Origin of the sequence: uncultured Clostridium sp. (assembly GCF_963527835.1) — a bacterium.
Lineage (GTDB): Bacteria > Bacillota > Clostridia > Clostridiales > Clostridiaceae > Clostridium.
The window spans coordinates 122,845-138,797 of sequence record NZ_CAURTC010000003.1 but is presented as its reverse complement, the minus strand read 5'-3'; the positions used below and the strand labels follow the sequence as shown (position 1 = coordinate 138,797).

The 15,953-nt window shown below is 29.1% G+C and carries 14 protein-coding genes; 3 read left to right on the top strand and 11 right to left on the bottom strand.

The window, feature by feature from the left end:
* Positions 1–4: 4 nt before the first annotated feature.
* The 11 genes from RYM86_RS03015 to RYM86_RS02965 all read right to left on the bottom strand — a co-directional run bounded on the left by RYM86_RS03015 (position 5) and on the right by RYM86_RS02965 (position 13,220).
* A complete protein-coding gene (locus RYM86_RS03015) occupies positions 5–1,111 on the bottom strand; it encodes a chemotaxis response regulator protein-glutamate methylesterase (protein WP_315077674.1) in 1,107 nt (368 codons plus the stop codon).
* 13 nt (positions 1,112–1,124) lie between these two features.
* Positions 1,125–1,613 carry a chemotaxis protein CheD gene (locus RYM86_RS03010; protein ID WP_315077672.1) on the bottom strand — a complete coding sequence of 163 codons (489 nt, stop codon included), beginning with the start codon at positions 1,611–1,613 and terminating at the stop codon, positions 1,125–1,127.
* A gap of 8 nt (positions 1,614–1,621) precedes the next feature.
* A complete protein-coding gene (locus RYM86_RS03005) occupies positions 1,622–2,071 on the bottom strand; it encodes a chemotaxis protein CheW (RefSeq protein ID WP_315077670.1) in 450 nt (149 codons plus the stop codon).
* 14 nt (positions 2,072–2,085) lie between these two features.
* Positions 2,086–4,050, bottom strand: coding sequence for a FapA family protein (locus tag RYM86_RS03000; protein WP_315077668.1), 1,965 nt, complete (start codon positions 4,048–4,050; stop codon positions 2,086–2,088).
* 80 nt (positions 4,051–4,130) lie between these two features.
* Complete coding sequence (locus tag RYM86_RS02995) at positions 4,131–4,934, bottom strand: aminotransferase class IV (RefSeq protein WP_315077666.1); 804 nt, start codon at positions 4,932–4,934, stop codon at positions 4,131–4,133.
* 26 nt (positions 4,935–4,960) lie between these two features.
* Positions 4,961–5,599, bottom strand: a complete 639-nt coding sequence (locus tag RYM86_RS02990; RefSeq protein ID WP_315077664.1) for an HAD-IB family hydrolase — start codon at positions 5,597–5,599, stop codon at positions 4,961–4,963.
* Between the two features lie 97 nt (positions 5,600–5,696).
* Positions 5,697–6,890 (bottom strand): pyridoxal phosphate-dependent aminotransferase, encoded by a 1,194-nt coding sequence (locus RYM86_RS02985; protein ID WP_315077662.1) that lies wholly within the window; start codon positions 6,888–6,890, stop codon positions 5,697–5,699.
* 333 nt (positions 6,891–7,223) lie between these two features.
* A complete protein-coding gene (locus tag RYM86_RS02980; protein ID WP_315077660.1) occupies positions 7,224–7,577 on the bottom strand; it encodes a DUF1292 domain-containing protein in 354 nt (117 codons plus the stop codon).
* A gap of 332 nt (positions 7,578–7,909) precedes the next feature.
* The gene (gene nifJ / locus RYM86_RS02975; RefSeq protein ID WP_315077659.1) at positions 7,910–11,410 is read right to left on the bottom strand and encodes a pyruvate:ferredoxin (flavodoxin) oxidoreductase; all 3,501 of its coding nucleotides are present in this window, start codon (positions 11,408–11,410) and stop codon (positions 7,910–7,912) included.
* A gap of 123 nt (positions 11,411–11,533) precedes the next feature.
* Complete coding sequence (locus RYM86_RS02970) at positions 11,534–11,959, bottom strand: flavodoxin domain-containing protein (protein WP_315077657.1); 426 nt, start codon at positions 11,957–11,959, stop codon at positions 11,534–11,536.
* A gap of 187 nt (positions 11,960–12,146) precedes the next feature.
* Positions 12,147–13,220, bottom strand: a complete 1,074-nt coding sequence (locus RYM86_RS02965) for an undecaprenyldiphospho-muramoylpentapeptide beta-N-acetylglucosaminyltransferase (RefSeq protein WP_315077655.1) — start codon at positions 13,218–13,220, stop codon at positions 12,147–12,149.
* Positions 13,221–13,712: 492 nt separating this feature from the next.
* Here RYM86_RS02965 and RYM86_RS02960 point away from each other — a divergent pair, with 492 nt between their 5' ends.
* The 3 genes from RYM86_RS02960 (at position 13,713) to RYM86_RS02950 (ending at position 15,907) form a co-directional block, all read left to right on the top strand.
* The gene (locus RYM86_RS02960; RefSeq protein WP_061306908.1) at positions 13,713–13,910 is read left to right on the top strand and encodes an alpha/beta-type small acid-soluble spore protein; all 198 of its coding nucleotides are present in this window, start codon (positions 13,713–13,715) and stop codon (positions 13,908–13,910) included.
* 483 nt (positions 13,911–14,393) lie between these two features.
* Positions 14,394–15,689, top strand: coding sequence for an acetyl-CoA hydrolase/transferase C-terminal domain-containing protein (locus RYM86_RS02955; RefSeq protein WP_315077651.1), 1,296 nt, complete (start codon positions 14,394–14,396; stop codon positions 15,687–15,689).
* 29 nt (positions 15,690–15,718) lie between these two features.
* Positions 15,719–15,907, top strand: a complete 189-nt coding sequence (locus tag RYM86_RS02950; RefSeq protein ID WP_315077649.1) for a hypothetical protein — start codon at positions 15,719–15,721, stop codon at positions 15,905–15,907.
* Positions 15,908–15,953 lie beyond the last annotated feature (46 nt).

The window sequence follows — 15,953 nt, the reverse complement described above, 5'->3', positions numbered from 1 at the left end:
CCTCCTAACGTTTTTTTACAATCTTAGTTACCTCATCACATATATTATTAAGCGGTAAAACTAAATCTACTTTTCCAGTTTCAAATGCAGCTTTAGGCATTCCATAGATAGTACAAGTAGATTCATCTTCCGATATAGTAACGCCACCATAATCTTTTACATTGCTTGTACCTTTAGCTCCATCTCTTCCCATTCCTGTTAAAACTACAGATATTAAATTACCTCTATATGCTTTTATAGCTGAATCAAAAAGTTTATCTACTGCTGGCCTAACTCCCCATATTGGATCTTCTTCATTAAGATGAATTTTTCCATCTGTACCAACTGTCATATGATAACCACCTTTGGCAATATATATCACATTACTCTCTATTTTTAAACCTTCTTCACCCTCTAAAACTTTAAGATTACAAATCTTATTTAATCTTTCAGAAAAGGCTTTTGTAAATCCTTGTGGCATATGTTGCACAACAAATATCGGTACTCCAATATTTGCTTCAAATTTAGTTAATAATTGTTGAAGCGCCTTAGGACCACCAGTCGATGCACCAATAGCAATGGCATCAATTTTTTTATTTTTAATTGTAACCATATTTACATGTTCAGGTTTTTTCAAATCTTTTACTTTTGTATTGTTATACATGTTAGTATTTTTTATTGTTGTTTTAGGAACATCTATTGATGTATTGCTTACTCTAGCTTTTACACCTCTTTTAGATATATTTTTAATTTTTTCAATAAGATTTTCTTGAACTTTTCTTATATCTAAAGATATACTTCCTGATGGCTTAGTAATAAAATCAATTGCTCCATTTTCTAAACATTCCATTGTTTTTTCTGAACCTTTTGTTGTTAAACTACTTAACATTATTATAGAATAATTCTTATTCTTTTTATGTAACTCTTTTAATGTTTCTAGTCCATCCATTTCAGGCATTTCTAAATCCAATGTTATAATATCTGGATTAAACTTATCAACTTTCTCAATAAGTTCTTTTCCGTTTCTTAGTTTAGCTACTACCTCTATTTCATTATCTTCTCCTATTATTTCTGATATCATTTTTCTCATGAAAGCAGAGTCATCAACAACTATAACTTTTATTTTACTCAATGTATTCACCTCTTTATAATTCCACAATTCCTATCCCCACTATTTTAAGTGTAACTTTGCCATCTAAAGCATCTAAAATCATGGTTCTTCCTTTGTTTCCACCTACGTCTTCGGCAATTATTTGAATTCTTTCTTCACTTAATGATTTTTTTACAGCTTGTATATTTCTTTTTCCTATGTCACCAACCATACTTTTGTCTGAAAAACTAAACATAGATGCTCCACCAGCTATTTTGGCTATTAAGTTTCTCTTTTGGCAACCTTTTGCTTCCATCTTTTTTATCAATAATGGAATTGCTAAATCAGCAAATTTCATTGGATTTGTTACGTTTTTAAATTGTGTACTATCAGGAAGCATTATATGAGATAATCCTGCAAGCTTACTTCTTCTATCATATAATGCAATTCCTATACATGAACCTAAGCCTATTGTCATTATTTTATCTGGTGAAGATACTAGATTTAAATCTGCTATTCCAACTTTAACTTCTGTATTCCCCATTTTACCCCCTAAAACATACTTTGTTCTTCCTCTGTAGATAAAATTTTATCTACGTCTAAAAGTATTACTATTTTCTTCTCTAATCTTATCAAACCATTAATATAACATCTTGATAATGTAGTTGTTATTTCAGGAGAGACCTCTATTAATTTACTATCAATATCTTTTACTTCATAAACATTTTCTACAATTATTCCAAATTTTTTGTTGTCTTTTTTTACAACTATTATTTTTTTCTCTTCTGATTGTTCATCATTACCTAGATTAAACTTTGTTGATAAGCTTATTATAGGTAATATACTTTCTTGATAATTAATAACTCCTTTTACAAAGTTAGGTGAATCTGGAAGAATTGTTGGCTCTTCATACCCTAAAATTCTTTCTATATCTTTTATATCAGAAGCATAATATTCATTATTCAAACCAAATATTAATATCTTCATTTCATTCATTGACATTATACCTTGACCTCCTACAATAGAAATTTATCTACTACTATCATTCCATCTTTTCCTAAATACGCTTTTACATTTTTTGATGCTATATCTAATGTAAATTGTTTTTCGCCAAAGCAAAAAACTGTATTTTGATATGCTATATCTGCCGTTATACATCCTTTTTTAGATACTTCCAATCTAGTAAGTACACCTGCTATGCTTCCAACAGTCTTTAACTTTATTTCATCTTTAGCATGTAGTATCCCGCCTCTGCATACAGACCCAGCTTGTGTAAACTCAATATTATTTAAAGCTGTTATTTTAGATACATATTGTCCTTTTCCCGTTATAAATACACTACCAGATGCTTCTATTGTAGAGTCTTGAGCATAATCCATATATACATCTACTGGAATAACTATTTCTTCTTCTAATATTTCTATTGCATTTATTAGCATATTTTTCAGTTCATAAAGTTCAGAATACTTTTTTATTTTTATAGGACCTAGTCCCATAATTTTTTTTCTAATAAAAGCTATCATATCATTATCAGTTGAGCTATTATTCTTCTCAAAACTTACTATAAGCATTGAGAGTCTAGGAATATTTTTAAATTTACTTTCTATTAATATCTTAATAATTTCTCCATCTGATTGATTATTGTTTAAAACATTCTTATCCTTTATTTGTTGTGTATAATTAATTAAAGACTCTATTATACTATCGTACTGTTTTAATATTTCTAAATGCTTTTTTTTATCAATATCGTTTGCACCAGCACTTATCTTAGAATTTAATACATTAGCAGATATATTAACTTGTCCACTTGCTATGATCGTAGCTTCTTCTACATTTTTCCTTACTGTTACTGAATTTCCTGCTTTTACTTGTGTTCCACTTTTTATGCTTCCACTTATTTCAACATCACCAATGAAATCTACATTACCAGTTTTTATATCTACATCTTTTAATTCATATATTTTATTAACGCTATAAATTCCAGATTTACATGATGGTCTTCCTTCAATTGTTGAAATAACTTTGTTTTCTTCTAGCTTACATCCAGAACCAATTTTTATGTTTATCTTTTTCGTTGTTTTTCTCTTAATTTCATTTCCAAAAATATTTTTTCCATCTTTGCCTTGTATTCCATCTACTTTTTCTGCTAGCATCTCTCCAGCACTGATGTTAGATATTGAATACATATTTCTATAATCTATCTTTGCATTTTCATCTTTTAAAACTTTCTTTTTATCACTTTCAAAAAATACTTTAACTGCATCAGGTATATCTTCTACGACTTTATCTCCTTGAGCAATTAATTCATTACTAACACAATCATTTTCACTTATTTCCCTTATTTTATCGTTTAGTAATCCATAAACAATATTATTTTCTTTTAAAATTGTTAATAATTCATCGTAAGTATATTTAGGCGGATATTCACCTTTTTTCTTTTTTGCTTCTAATTTAAGATCTCTACAGCATAATTTATCGACTAGCTCAAAGGAATATTCAGGAAAATAATTTATTGTTATATATGCTTCCATTTTGTCTTCCGAAGTAGTTATATCTATTTTTCTACTACTTTCTTTTGTAACATATTCAACTTCTATATTATCTAAAGCAGTAACCGCTGTTTTTGATATACATTTTTCTCCATTTATTAAAAGTTTAATTCCATTACATGGATGTATCATTACAGTTTCATTAGATTTATAGTCTAAATCTTCGATTATTATTTCCCCATTTTCTACTTTTATCCCTTTATGAGCTTCTTGTTCTTTATTACTCAATTTTTCATCTACTATTAAATCATCTTTTTCATCTTTTTCATCTTTTTCATTAACCTCAGAAATTTCTATTTTTACTTTTTTCTTAAAAAAAGTATTTTTTTGAGTAATAATAGTATATTTTAAGCACTCTTTTGGTACTTTTAATTCATTTGATGCTTTTTCAAGACATCCTTCTAATGTTGTAGCTGAAAATATTAAACTCATAAAATTCAACCCCTATAAAAAATAATTGTTTTTTTTAGTATATCATATAGGAATGTAATTTTATATATAATATACTGTAATTAATTACTTTTAATGTAACTAATAATCTTATTATTATAATATTTAATAAGTTTGTTAATAATTTCATTACTGTTCATTTTTATTGAATCAACTTGATTTATCGGCAATATTTTGGGAGATGTTCCTGATATAAACATGCCATCTAATTTCTCTATATCAGAGTATTTATAATTCACTTCTTCAACCCTTATACCATTTTCAATAGCTATATCTATTATTTCTCCTCTAGTAACTCCAGGCAATACAGCTTTAACTGGAGATGTTAATAAAACATCATCTTTTATCATAAATATATTTGATTTGCTTCCCTCTGTTATATATCCCTTGCTATCAACTAATATAGCCTCATATGCATTACTTTCTTTTATTTTAATATTCACTTTTTCTCTAAAGCTCAAATTAACTATTTTTGCATTTGGATTATCCCTTTCTCCAAAATATAAAATAGTCTTTACACCATTTTGATACATTTCTTCATTTGGATATGAATGATTAATGAAAAATATTCTCATGACTTTTTCATTTATATTATAGGTAAGTTTTATATTCCCTTCAAACTTCTCATTTTCTCTAACTAAATTTTCTATATCTTTTCTTATTTTTAAATTATCTAAGTAATAGTCAATATTTGTAAGTTTAAATGAATTTTCCATTCTCAATAAATGATTTTCTAAAAATAATGGTTTTCCATGAATTATTCTTAGAACTTCATATATCACCTTACCTGGTGCTTCAATATTTTCAAATTGATTTATTTTCTTTATATTAGAGTTTTCAATAAAAAAATTATTAATTGCTTCCATACTGCATACCCCTTTTGTATTTAGAATTATTTCCACCTTAATATTTCTATATCATGATTCTTCTTATAATTAATTAGATATGGTTTTCCAACCAAATCAAAAAGTGGTTTATCTGATAATGAATCTGAAAACATATATGATTCTTTAAAATCCACATCTATTTTTTCTTCTTTAAGTACTTCTTTTAATCTCCTTACCTTTTCTTCTCCTTTGCAGTTAAATCCATCCATTTGTCTTAAAAACTTTCCATCACTAAATTTAAATCTAGTTCCTATTACTCTATCTACTTCTTTAACACTATAGAATTTATTTATATAAAATTCAGGTGATGCTGAAATCAAATATATATCATACCCTTCAGATTTGAGTTTCTTCATCATATCCATAGCATCACTATATAATAGATTACTTAGTTTTTCTGTATAAAAACTTTCAACAACTTTATCTAATTCATCTTCACTTATTCCATCTATGAATTTTAAGAACTTCTCTTTCACCATTTTTTCATCATAAAATTTTAATAAATACATCCCTCCACAGTATAGTGCTCTTGGTAAAAATCTAATAGCCCTTATGTCTTTCTTTATATAATACTTAAAAAACTCCATAAGTGTTTCTTTTTTTGTAATTGTATAATCTATATCAAAAATCGCAATTTTCTTCATATCCAATTTTTTCTCCTTAATAATAACTTTCCTCAAAAAAACCTCATGTTTTCAACAAGAGGTTTTATAAAATGCTATGTTTTAAATTAAAATCTGTCTACTTTATTTTGCTTAAGAATATAGATAATCTATCTATTCCCTTTTCTATTATATCCATTGATGTTGCATATGATAATCTTATATAATTTTTTAATCCAAATCCACTACCTGGTATAACAGCCACTTTTTCTTCTTCTAAAAGTATCTTTGAAAATTCAACTGAATTTGTTATAGCATTTCCTTTAAAAGTTGTATTTAAATACTTTTCTATATTAACCATTATATAAAATGCCCCATTAGGTCTTAAAACTGATAACTCATTTATTTTGCTTAATTTATCTAGCATAAAGTTTCTTCGATTTTCAAACTCTTTTACCATTTTTTCCAAATCGGCTTCTGGACCAGTAAGAGCTTCTATTGCGGCATATTGAGTAATCGAATTTACATTTGATGTCATATGACTTTGAATACTTGTCATAAGTTTAGTTACTTTTTCATCAGCAGCTACATATCCAAGTCTCCATCCAGTCATAGCATATGTCTTTGATACTCCATTTATAACTATTGTTCTTTTATATGCATCTTCATTTAAACTTGCTATACTGATATGTTCTTCATTATCATATATTAATTTTTCATATATTTCATCTGAAACTATAAACATATCATGTTCTTTAGCAAAGTCTGCTATTTCTTTAAGTTCTTCTTCATTATAGATAGTTCCTGTTGGATTATTAGGACTATTTAATAATATTGCTTTTGTTTTGTTATTAACACACTTTTCTAAATCTTCTATTGTATATTTATAATTATTTTCTTTTATAGTCTCTACAAAGACCGGTACTCCATCCGCTAATTTCACAAGTTCAGGATAACTTACCCAATATGGCACAGGAATGAGTACTTCATCACCTGGATTTAAAATTGCCATAAATACATTAGCTAAACATTGTTTTGCACCTGTAGATATAGTTATTTGACTTGTTTTATATTCTAAATTGTTATCTTTTTTAAACTTTTTACAGATAACTTCTTTTAATTCTAATATTCCGCCTGCTGGAGTATACTTTGTCTTACCTTCCTCCATAGCTTTTATTGCAGCATTGATAATATTTTGTGGTGTATTAAAATCAGGCTCTCCTGCTCCAAAGCTAACCACATCTACGCCCTCACTTTTTAATGCTTTTGCTTTTGCTGTAATTTCCAAAGTAATTGATGGACTAATATTTTCTGCTTTTTTAGATAGTTCCATTTTTCTTTCCCCCATTTATTACATATTATGCATTAGTATTAATATGATAAAATTTTAGTATTATATACAATAAAATATAACATTAATACTTTAAGTTGTAAATTAAAAAAATCGTCAAAGCAACTTTGAAGCCGTTGATTTTTTTAACCATTCCCTCCTCCAAACACAGTGCAGGAATAATGGTGATACATATGATTATTTTTATTCTTTAAGGTACATTTCTTACCATTTAAACAAAATCATAATTTAAGTTATCTATATATTTTTAATAATATCAATTCTTTAAATAATAAAATAGACTTTAGTAAAATTACTAAAGTCTATAAAAGTTTCTTATTCTTCTGATTCTACTGATTCTTGATAATAAGCTGATACTCTGTCGAATTCTTCTTCGTCAGGAACTACAAGTTCTTCTCCATCAACTCTAAAAAGATACATTGAACCATCTTCAGCATTTTCAGCTAATACATATTCTTTTTCTTCAACTTCGAACGCATCAACTATTGGACATGAAACTACATTTCCGTTATCATCTTCTAAATCTACAACGAAAGATTCTTCTTCTCCACATCCACAACCTTCATGATCATGGTCTCCACAGCCACAACCTTCATGATCATGATCGTGTCCACCGCATCCACAAGTATCGTGTTCTCCACATCCACATTTTTCTAAATCTTTATCCATAATTTAATTATCCTCCTTGCTAACAACTGTTGCTTTCTTCCATACTAATTCTACCCTTAAATGACTAAAATTAAAACCCCAAATAAAACTTTTTTAATCATTATATATATTTAGCCAAAAATAGCTGAATTTATTCTCTTTTCACACTATATTTCTCTAATTTTCACACTTTTATTTTTTAATATGTGTAAAATTACTCATAAAAAGTATATTATTTCTTATTATTTAAATACCTTCTCTTTATTTTTAAATTAAACTATATACAAATTTATATTTTTAAAAACTAAAAAGGATGACCATTTCTGGCCATCCTCTATTTAATGAATATATTATTATTCAGCTAATTTCTTGTATCCTTCTAATCTTTCCATAGCATCAGTGTGAGTCTTTTCAAATAATGCTTCTGCAGCTTCTGGGAATGCTTTAGCAAGTGAAGCGTATCTTACTTCACCCATTAAGAATTCTTTAAAGTCAGCAGTTGGAGCTTTAGAATCTAATGTGAATGGGTTCTTAGTTCCCTTTAATTCTGGGTTAAATCTGTACATTGCCCAGTATCCACATTCAGTTGCTCTCTTAGCTTCTAATTGGCTGTTAGTCATACCAAGCTTAATTCCATGGTTTATACATGGAGCGTAAGCTATGATTAATGATGGTCCCTTGTAAGCTTCTGCTTCTGCAATAGCTTTAAGAACTTGATTTCTATCAGCTCCCATATTGATTTGTGCTACATATACGTAACCGTAAGTCATAGCCATCATTCCAAGGTCTTTCTTCTTAGTTCTCTTACCTGCAGCAGCAAATTTAGCTATTGCAGCTGTTGGTGTAGATTTAGAAGATTGTCCACCTGTATTTGAGTAAACTTCTGTATCAAATACAAATACATTTACGTCTTCTCCTGAAGCAAGTACATGGTCAACTCCACCGTATCCGATGTCGTAAGCCCATCCGTCTCCTCCGAAGATCCATTGAGATCTCTTAACGAAGTAGTCTTTTTCAGCTAAAATTTCTTTAGCAGCTTCTGTACCAGATTTTTCTAAAGCAGCAACTAACTTAGTAGCTCTATCTCTAGTTCCAGCACCTTCGTTCATGTTATCTAACCAATCTTGTAATTCAGCCTTAGCTGGATCATTTGCAATTATAGCAGCTTCTGCTCTTTCTTGGATTCTTTCTCTTATAGCTCTAACGCCTAAGAACATACCTAATCCATATTCAGCATTATCTTCGAATAATGAGTTAGCCCAAGCTGGACCATGTCCTTCTTTATTCTTAGTATATGGAGTTGAAGGTGCAGATCCACCCCAGATTGATGAACATCCAGTTGCATTAGCAATCATCATTCTATCTCCAAATAATTGAGTTATAAGCTTAGCGTATGGAGTTTCTCCACAACCAGCACAAGCTCCTGAGAATTCAAGTAATGGTTGCTCAAATTGGCTACCCTTTACTGTATTCTTGTTCATTGGGTTCTTTTTAGCTGATACTTCATCTACTAAGTAATCCCAAACTTCAATTTGATCGTGTTGGCTTTCTTGTGGTTTCATAACTAATGCTTTTCCTGGAGCAGGACAAATTTGAGCACAGTTTCCACAACCAGAACAATCTAGTGGTGCAACGCCCATAGTGTAGAATAATTTTTCTTCACTCTTAATAGCTTTAGCATCAACTATTGTTGCATCAGCAGGTGCAGCATTTTTTTCTGCTTCATTTAATAATATTGGTCTGATAGCAGCATGTGGACATACTAATGAACATTGGTTACATTGAATACATTTTTCAGCATCCCATTCTGGAACGTTAACTGCGATTCCTCTCTTTTCGAATGCTGCAGTACCAGCTTCAAATGTACCATCTTCCATTCCAACGAAAGCAGAAACTGGAAGAGAATCTCCTTCTTGTCTGTTCATTGGAACAACTATATTCTTAACGAATTCTGAAGCATTCTTAAGTGGAGCTACTTCTTCGTCTTTAGCAGTCTTCCAAGCTTCTGGAAGCTTGATTTCAACGATAGATTCAACACCCTTATCGATTGCTGCGTTGTTCATATTAACAACTTTTTCACCCTTCTTACCATAAGAAGTTACAACTGAGTCTTTTAAGTATTTAACAGCATCTTCAACTGGGATAATGTTAGCTAACTTGAAGAAAGCTGATTGCATTATCATGTTGATTCTTCCGCCAAGACCTATTTCTTGAGCTATAGCAACAGCATTTAAAGTGTAGAACTTAATGTTGTTGTTTGCCATAAATCTCTTATATGAAGCAGGTAATTTTTCTTCTAATTCTTCTGGAGTCCAGATAGTATTTAATAAGAAAGTTGCTCCTGGTTTTAATCCTTCTAATACGTTATATTTATGAACGTATGATTGATTAGAACAAGATACGAAATCTGCTTTATTGATTAAGTATGGAGACTTAATTGCCTTTTTACCAAATCTTAAGTGAGATACTGTAATTCCACCTGATTTCTTTGAATCATAGAAGAAGTATCCTTGAGCATACATGTCTGTATGATCTCCAATAATCTTTATAGCACTCTTGTTTGCTCCAACAGTACCATCTGATCCTAATCCCCAGAACTTACAAGCTGTAGTTCCTTCTGGAGTAGCATCTATATCTTCAGTTACTTCTAATGAAGTATTTGTAACATCATCAACGATTCCTATAGTGAATCCATTCTTTGGTTCAGATTTTGCTAAATTATCATAAACAGCAGCAATATGAGCTGGATTTGGATCTTTTGATCCTAAACCAAATCTTCCGCCAATTATAACAGGAGCATTTTCTTTTCCGTAGAATGCATTTCTAATGTCTAAGTATAATGGTTCTCCATCAGCACCTGGTTCTTTAGTCTTATCTAAAACAGCGATTTTCTTAACAGTGCTTGGAATCGCAGCTATTAATTTTTCAACTGAGAATGGTCTGTAAAGTCTTACTTTAATAAGACCAACTTTTTGTCCATGTGCATTTAAGTAATCTATAGTTTCTTCAACTACGTCTGTTACTGAACCCATTGCTATAACTACTCTGTCTGCATCTTCAGCACCATAGTAGTCGAAGCAGTGATATTCTCTACCAGTTATCTTAGTGATTTCAGCCATGTAGCTTTCAACCATGTCTGGTAATTCATTGTAGAATTTATTTACTGATTCTCTTTCTTGGAAATAGATATCAGCATTTTGAGCTGTACCTCTAGTTACAGGATGATCTGGGTTTAAAGCTCTTGCTCTGAAAGCTTTAACAGAATCCATGTCAACTAATTTAGCTAAATCATCATATTCTAATACTTCGATTTTTTGAATTTCGTGAGAAGTTCTAAAACCATCAAAGAAGTTTAAGAATGGAATTCTAGATTTAATAGCAGTTAAATGTGCTACTGCTGATAAATCCATAACTTCTTGAACTGATCCTTCAGCAAGCATTGCAAATCCAGTTTGTCTTGCTGCCATAACGTCTTGGTGATCTCCAAATATGTTTAATGAAGATGTAGCTAAAGCTCTAGCTGAAACGTGGAATACTCCTGGTAACATTTCACCTGATATCTTGTACATATTTGGTATCATTAATAATAAACCTTGTGAAGCTGTGTAAGTAGTTGTTAATGCTCCAGCTTGTAAAGAACCGTGAACTGCTCCAGCAGCTCCAGCTTCTGATTGCATCTCCATTACTTTAACAGTTTGTCCAAATATATTCTTTCTTCCTTGTGCAACCCATTCATCTACATGTTCTGCCATTGGTGATGATGGTGTGATTGGATATATTGCAGTTACTTCTGTGAACGCATAAGATACGTGAGCTGCTGCAGTATTACCATCCATAGTTTTCATTTTTCTCATCGCGTGACCCCTTCTTTCTATTATTTAAAAAACATTAAATTTTTAATTAACAATACAAATTAAAAATTTAACAATGTATTATATTATAAAAGTAAGTCTTGATGACTTACTTCATAAACACTATTATTTAGCAAGCTTTTTACCTAGCAATTGTGCATTTTCTAAATTCTCTTCTGTTGGAGATTCTTTTACAACTAATTCTCCAATACAATTAAATCCATATGATTTCATTGTATTAGTCCATAATTTCATAAATATATCATTTGTCCATCCATGACTCCCAAACAAAATACATTTTTTATTATCAATAGATAAACCTTTTAAACTATCAATAAATGGTTGCATTTCCTGTTCTTCTATATTGTCTTGGTCCATTGCAGGACTTCCAAATGCTACAGAATCTGCTTCTAAAACATCATTAATAGTAGCATCAGCAACGTGTTTTAAAGTTACCTTTGCTCCAGATTCTTCAGCGCTATCCGCAATCATATTAGCAATTATTTCTACACTACCACCACAACTCCAATAAATGATTGACACGTTTTTCATAAATAGCACCACTCCTTCCAACACACAAAAATAGTCATTACTATTGTACATTATAATTGTAATATAAATTAACTTACATACTTTATTATATATCACATAATTTTTTTTGCAAGTTTTGATTATCTAAAGTTGATTAATTGTCCAATTTATTCACTAAAATATTTTTTATATATGCACTATTCCAATTTTATCCTTTAATACTCTTTAATATGACTTCTATAATCAAATCAATACTATTTTTTCCATTCATATTGTTCATTGCATTGATTATAATTTTTTTATTAGATTTTAATTCTAAAATCTTATTGTATAATGTACTATTTATAAGTTCCTCTTCATTTAATACTAATGCATACCCCTCATTTTTAAAGGAATTTGCATTTAATATTTGATCTCCTCTGCTAGCTTTTTTAGAAAGTGGTATTAAAAGCATAGGTTTTCTTAATTCTAAAAATTCAAATATTGAATTTGCCCCTGCTCTAGATATTATATAATCAGCTGTATTCATTAAATCTGGTAATTCTTCTGATACATATTCAAATTGCTTATATCCAACCTTATTTAAAAGATTATTATCTAAATTTCCTTTTCCACATATATGAATTATGTTAAAGTCCTTCAATAATAATTCTAAGTTTCCTCTTATTTGATCATTTATTATTTTAGAACCCAAACTTCCTCCCATTATTAAAAGCACTTCTTTGCCTTGTTTAAAATTACAAATTTCTAGCCCTTTTTCTTTACTTCCATGTAAAATTTCAGTTCTTATAGGACTTCCTGTAAGTACACCTTTATCCTCCTTTATATATTTAAGGCTTTCCCTAAAAGTCACACATAATTTACTGCAAAAAGGTGCACTTAATTTATTAGCAAGACCTGGAGTCATATCCGATTCATGTGCTACAACTGGTATTTTTCTCAAATGTGCAGCTATAACAACTGGAACAGCTACGAAGCCTCCTTTTGAGAATACTACATCTGGTTTTTCCTTCTTTAGTATTTTATTTGCATCTTTAATTCCTTTTAATACTTTAAAAGGATCAGAAAAGTTTTTAAAGTCAAAATATCTTCTTAACTTTCCTGATGATATCTGAAAATATGGAATATTATTATTTTTAACTATCTCTTTTTCTATTCCATCTTTACTCCCAATATATTTAACTTCGAATCCATTTTCTTTAAGTGCTGGTACTAAAGCTAAATTAGGTGTTACATGGCCAGCGGTACCTCCACCTGTCATTATTACTTTATATTTATACACAACAAAACTCATCCTTTCATTATTACTAAGAATAAAAGTAGCTACGCCACAATTTATTTGTTAAAGCTAAGAATTAAAAGTTTTGGTTGAGAGCTAAATACTTTTTAAAACATATACAAAAAAATTTTAATTATGTTTTTTCCTTAACTCCTAACATTCACTATTAATTCTCAATTAAATTTCTTTTTTAATTTTATATTACATAATCTTTTTAAAATCACATTATTCTATATAATACTTTTTAATTATAATAATTCTACTTATACATTATAACTATTAATTTCTGTTAGTCACCATAAAAATATCTCTATTATTTAGAATTTATTAAAAATATTTTAAATTAATTTTTAAAATAAAATATTTTATTTTCTATTTTTTTATTTATATGTTCTATTTTTCTATATGTTCTAATTAAATTCTCATTTACCTTAATTTTTATAATATAAAATTCTGTTTTTTACACAAGCTATCAATATAGAGGAGGTGAAGAAAATGAATAATAATACTGGAAATAATAACAATTTAGTACCAGAAGCAAAAGGTAAATTAGCACAATTCAAAAATGAAGTTGCTAATGAAATGGGAGTACCTTTTAAAGAATATAACGGGGACTTAAGTTCAAAACAATGCGGAAGCGTTGGTGGAGAAATGGTTAAAAGAATGGTACAACAATATGAAAATAACATCTAACTATTTAACACTCCTATAAAAATAGGTGTATTGAAATATTAAATTATTTCAATGCACCTTTTATTATGTGTTTTTATAAAGATTAGCCATGCTATTAGAAACTAGGGAAATTCACAAACATATCTAAATATTGAATGAATTCTGAAAATTTTCTGAAAATAGTATTGTTTTTTATTTAACAATGTAGTATATTATACCTATAAAGTTAAATAAAAACTTTGATTTTTATTTATAGGTTTATACTTTTATAATATCGACACTAAAACTGTGTTTTTTATAACAATATAAGCATATAAATAGCACATATTAATCAATATCATATATTTACTAAAAAATTAGTTATTTTTTGATTTATTGTTTATAGCATTCAACAATATAATAAAAGAATATTAGATATTGATAACTTTTATATTACAAAAGCAAACGTTTTTTATAAATTTATTTGTTAATAAAATAACATACATTAGCTAGGAGGATACTTTTATGAATTATTCAGGACAATTAAACAACAAAACTATAACTGTGGAAAAAGCTTTATCACTTGTAAAATCAAATGATGAAATCGTTACTTCATTAGGACCTTGCGAAGCAACATTATTTATGTCAAAGCTTCATGAAATAAGAGATCGAGTAGAAAATGTAACTGTAGTTAGTATGCTTAGTGCTTTAGATTATAAATACCATACTGATCCAAGTATGGCTGGACATTTTATAAATGAATCTACATTTTTTGCTGGACCAGCTAGAAAAGCTCACTCAACAGGTTTAGTTTCATATATACCAACTCATCTTAGATACGCTGGTATCAACAGACTTGATTATAAAACACCTAATATATTTGTTGGTGCTGTTACACCAATGGACAAGCATGGTTTCTTCTCATTATCGCTTTCTACTGTATACGAAAGAGATTCTTTAGAAAAAGCTGATATAGTTATATTCGAAGTAAATAAAAACTTACCTAGAATATTTGGAGATACTTCAGTTCATATAAGCCAAGTAGATTATGTCTATGAAAGTAATGAAAAAGTACCAGAATTGTCTCCTAAGGAACCTTCTGAAAAGGATTTTATAATTGGTAAATATATAGCAGATTTAGTAGATGATGGTGCTACTATTCAACTTGGAATCGGTGGAATTCCAAACGCTGTTGCTAAATCATTAATGACAAAAAAAGATTTAGGAATACACACTGAAATGATTACTGAAGGTGTAGTTGATTTATTTGAAGCTGGAGTTGTTAACAACAGTAAAAAAACTCTTCATAAAAATAAAATCATAGGTGCTTTTGCATTTGGATCTCAAAGATTATATAACTTTTTAGATGATAATCCTTGTATCGAAATGAAAAGATGTTCTTATGTTAATAACCCATATACTTTAGCTAAAAACAATAAGATGACATCTATAAATACATCTCTTTCTGTAGACTTAACTGGTCAATGTGCTTCTGAAAGCTTAGGCTTTAAACAATACAGTGGTACCGGTGGACAAACTGACACAGGAATTGGTGCACAAATGAGCCCTGGCGGAAAATCTATAATCGCTTTATACTCTACTGCTAAGAATGACACTATTTCTAGTATTGTGCCTAGTCATTACATGGGTGCAGCTATTACATATTCTAGAAATGATGTTCAATACGTCGTTACTGAATATGGAGTTGCTAACCTTCGTGGAAAAAGCATTAGAGAAAGAGTTGATAGCTTAATTGCTATAGCTCACCCTGACTTTAGACAAGAACTTAAGAAGGAAGCTGTTAAGAATAGAATTTGGTAGAATAAAATTTGGTAAAGGAAGTGCTAATTATGGATGATAAAAGTAAATTAAAGGAAATCCTAAGCAAGTTGGATTCTATTAACAACAAAGTTAATAATATTCAATATCAAATTTTCCAAGCAAGTGAATATTCTGATAATGGTAGCTATATAGATTTTTTATATGACACTTATACAGAGTCACTTATAGAAAATGTTTGTCAAGTAATAGGTGATTAGTTTTATTGTAAAAAGGGATAAGTAGAAACATATGTTTCTACTTATC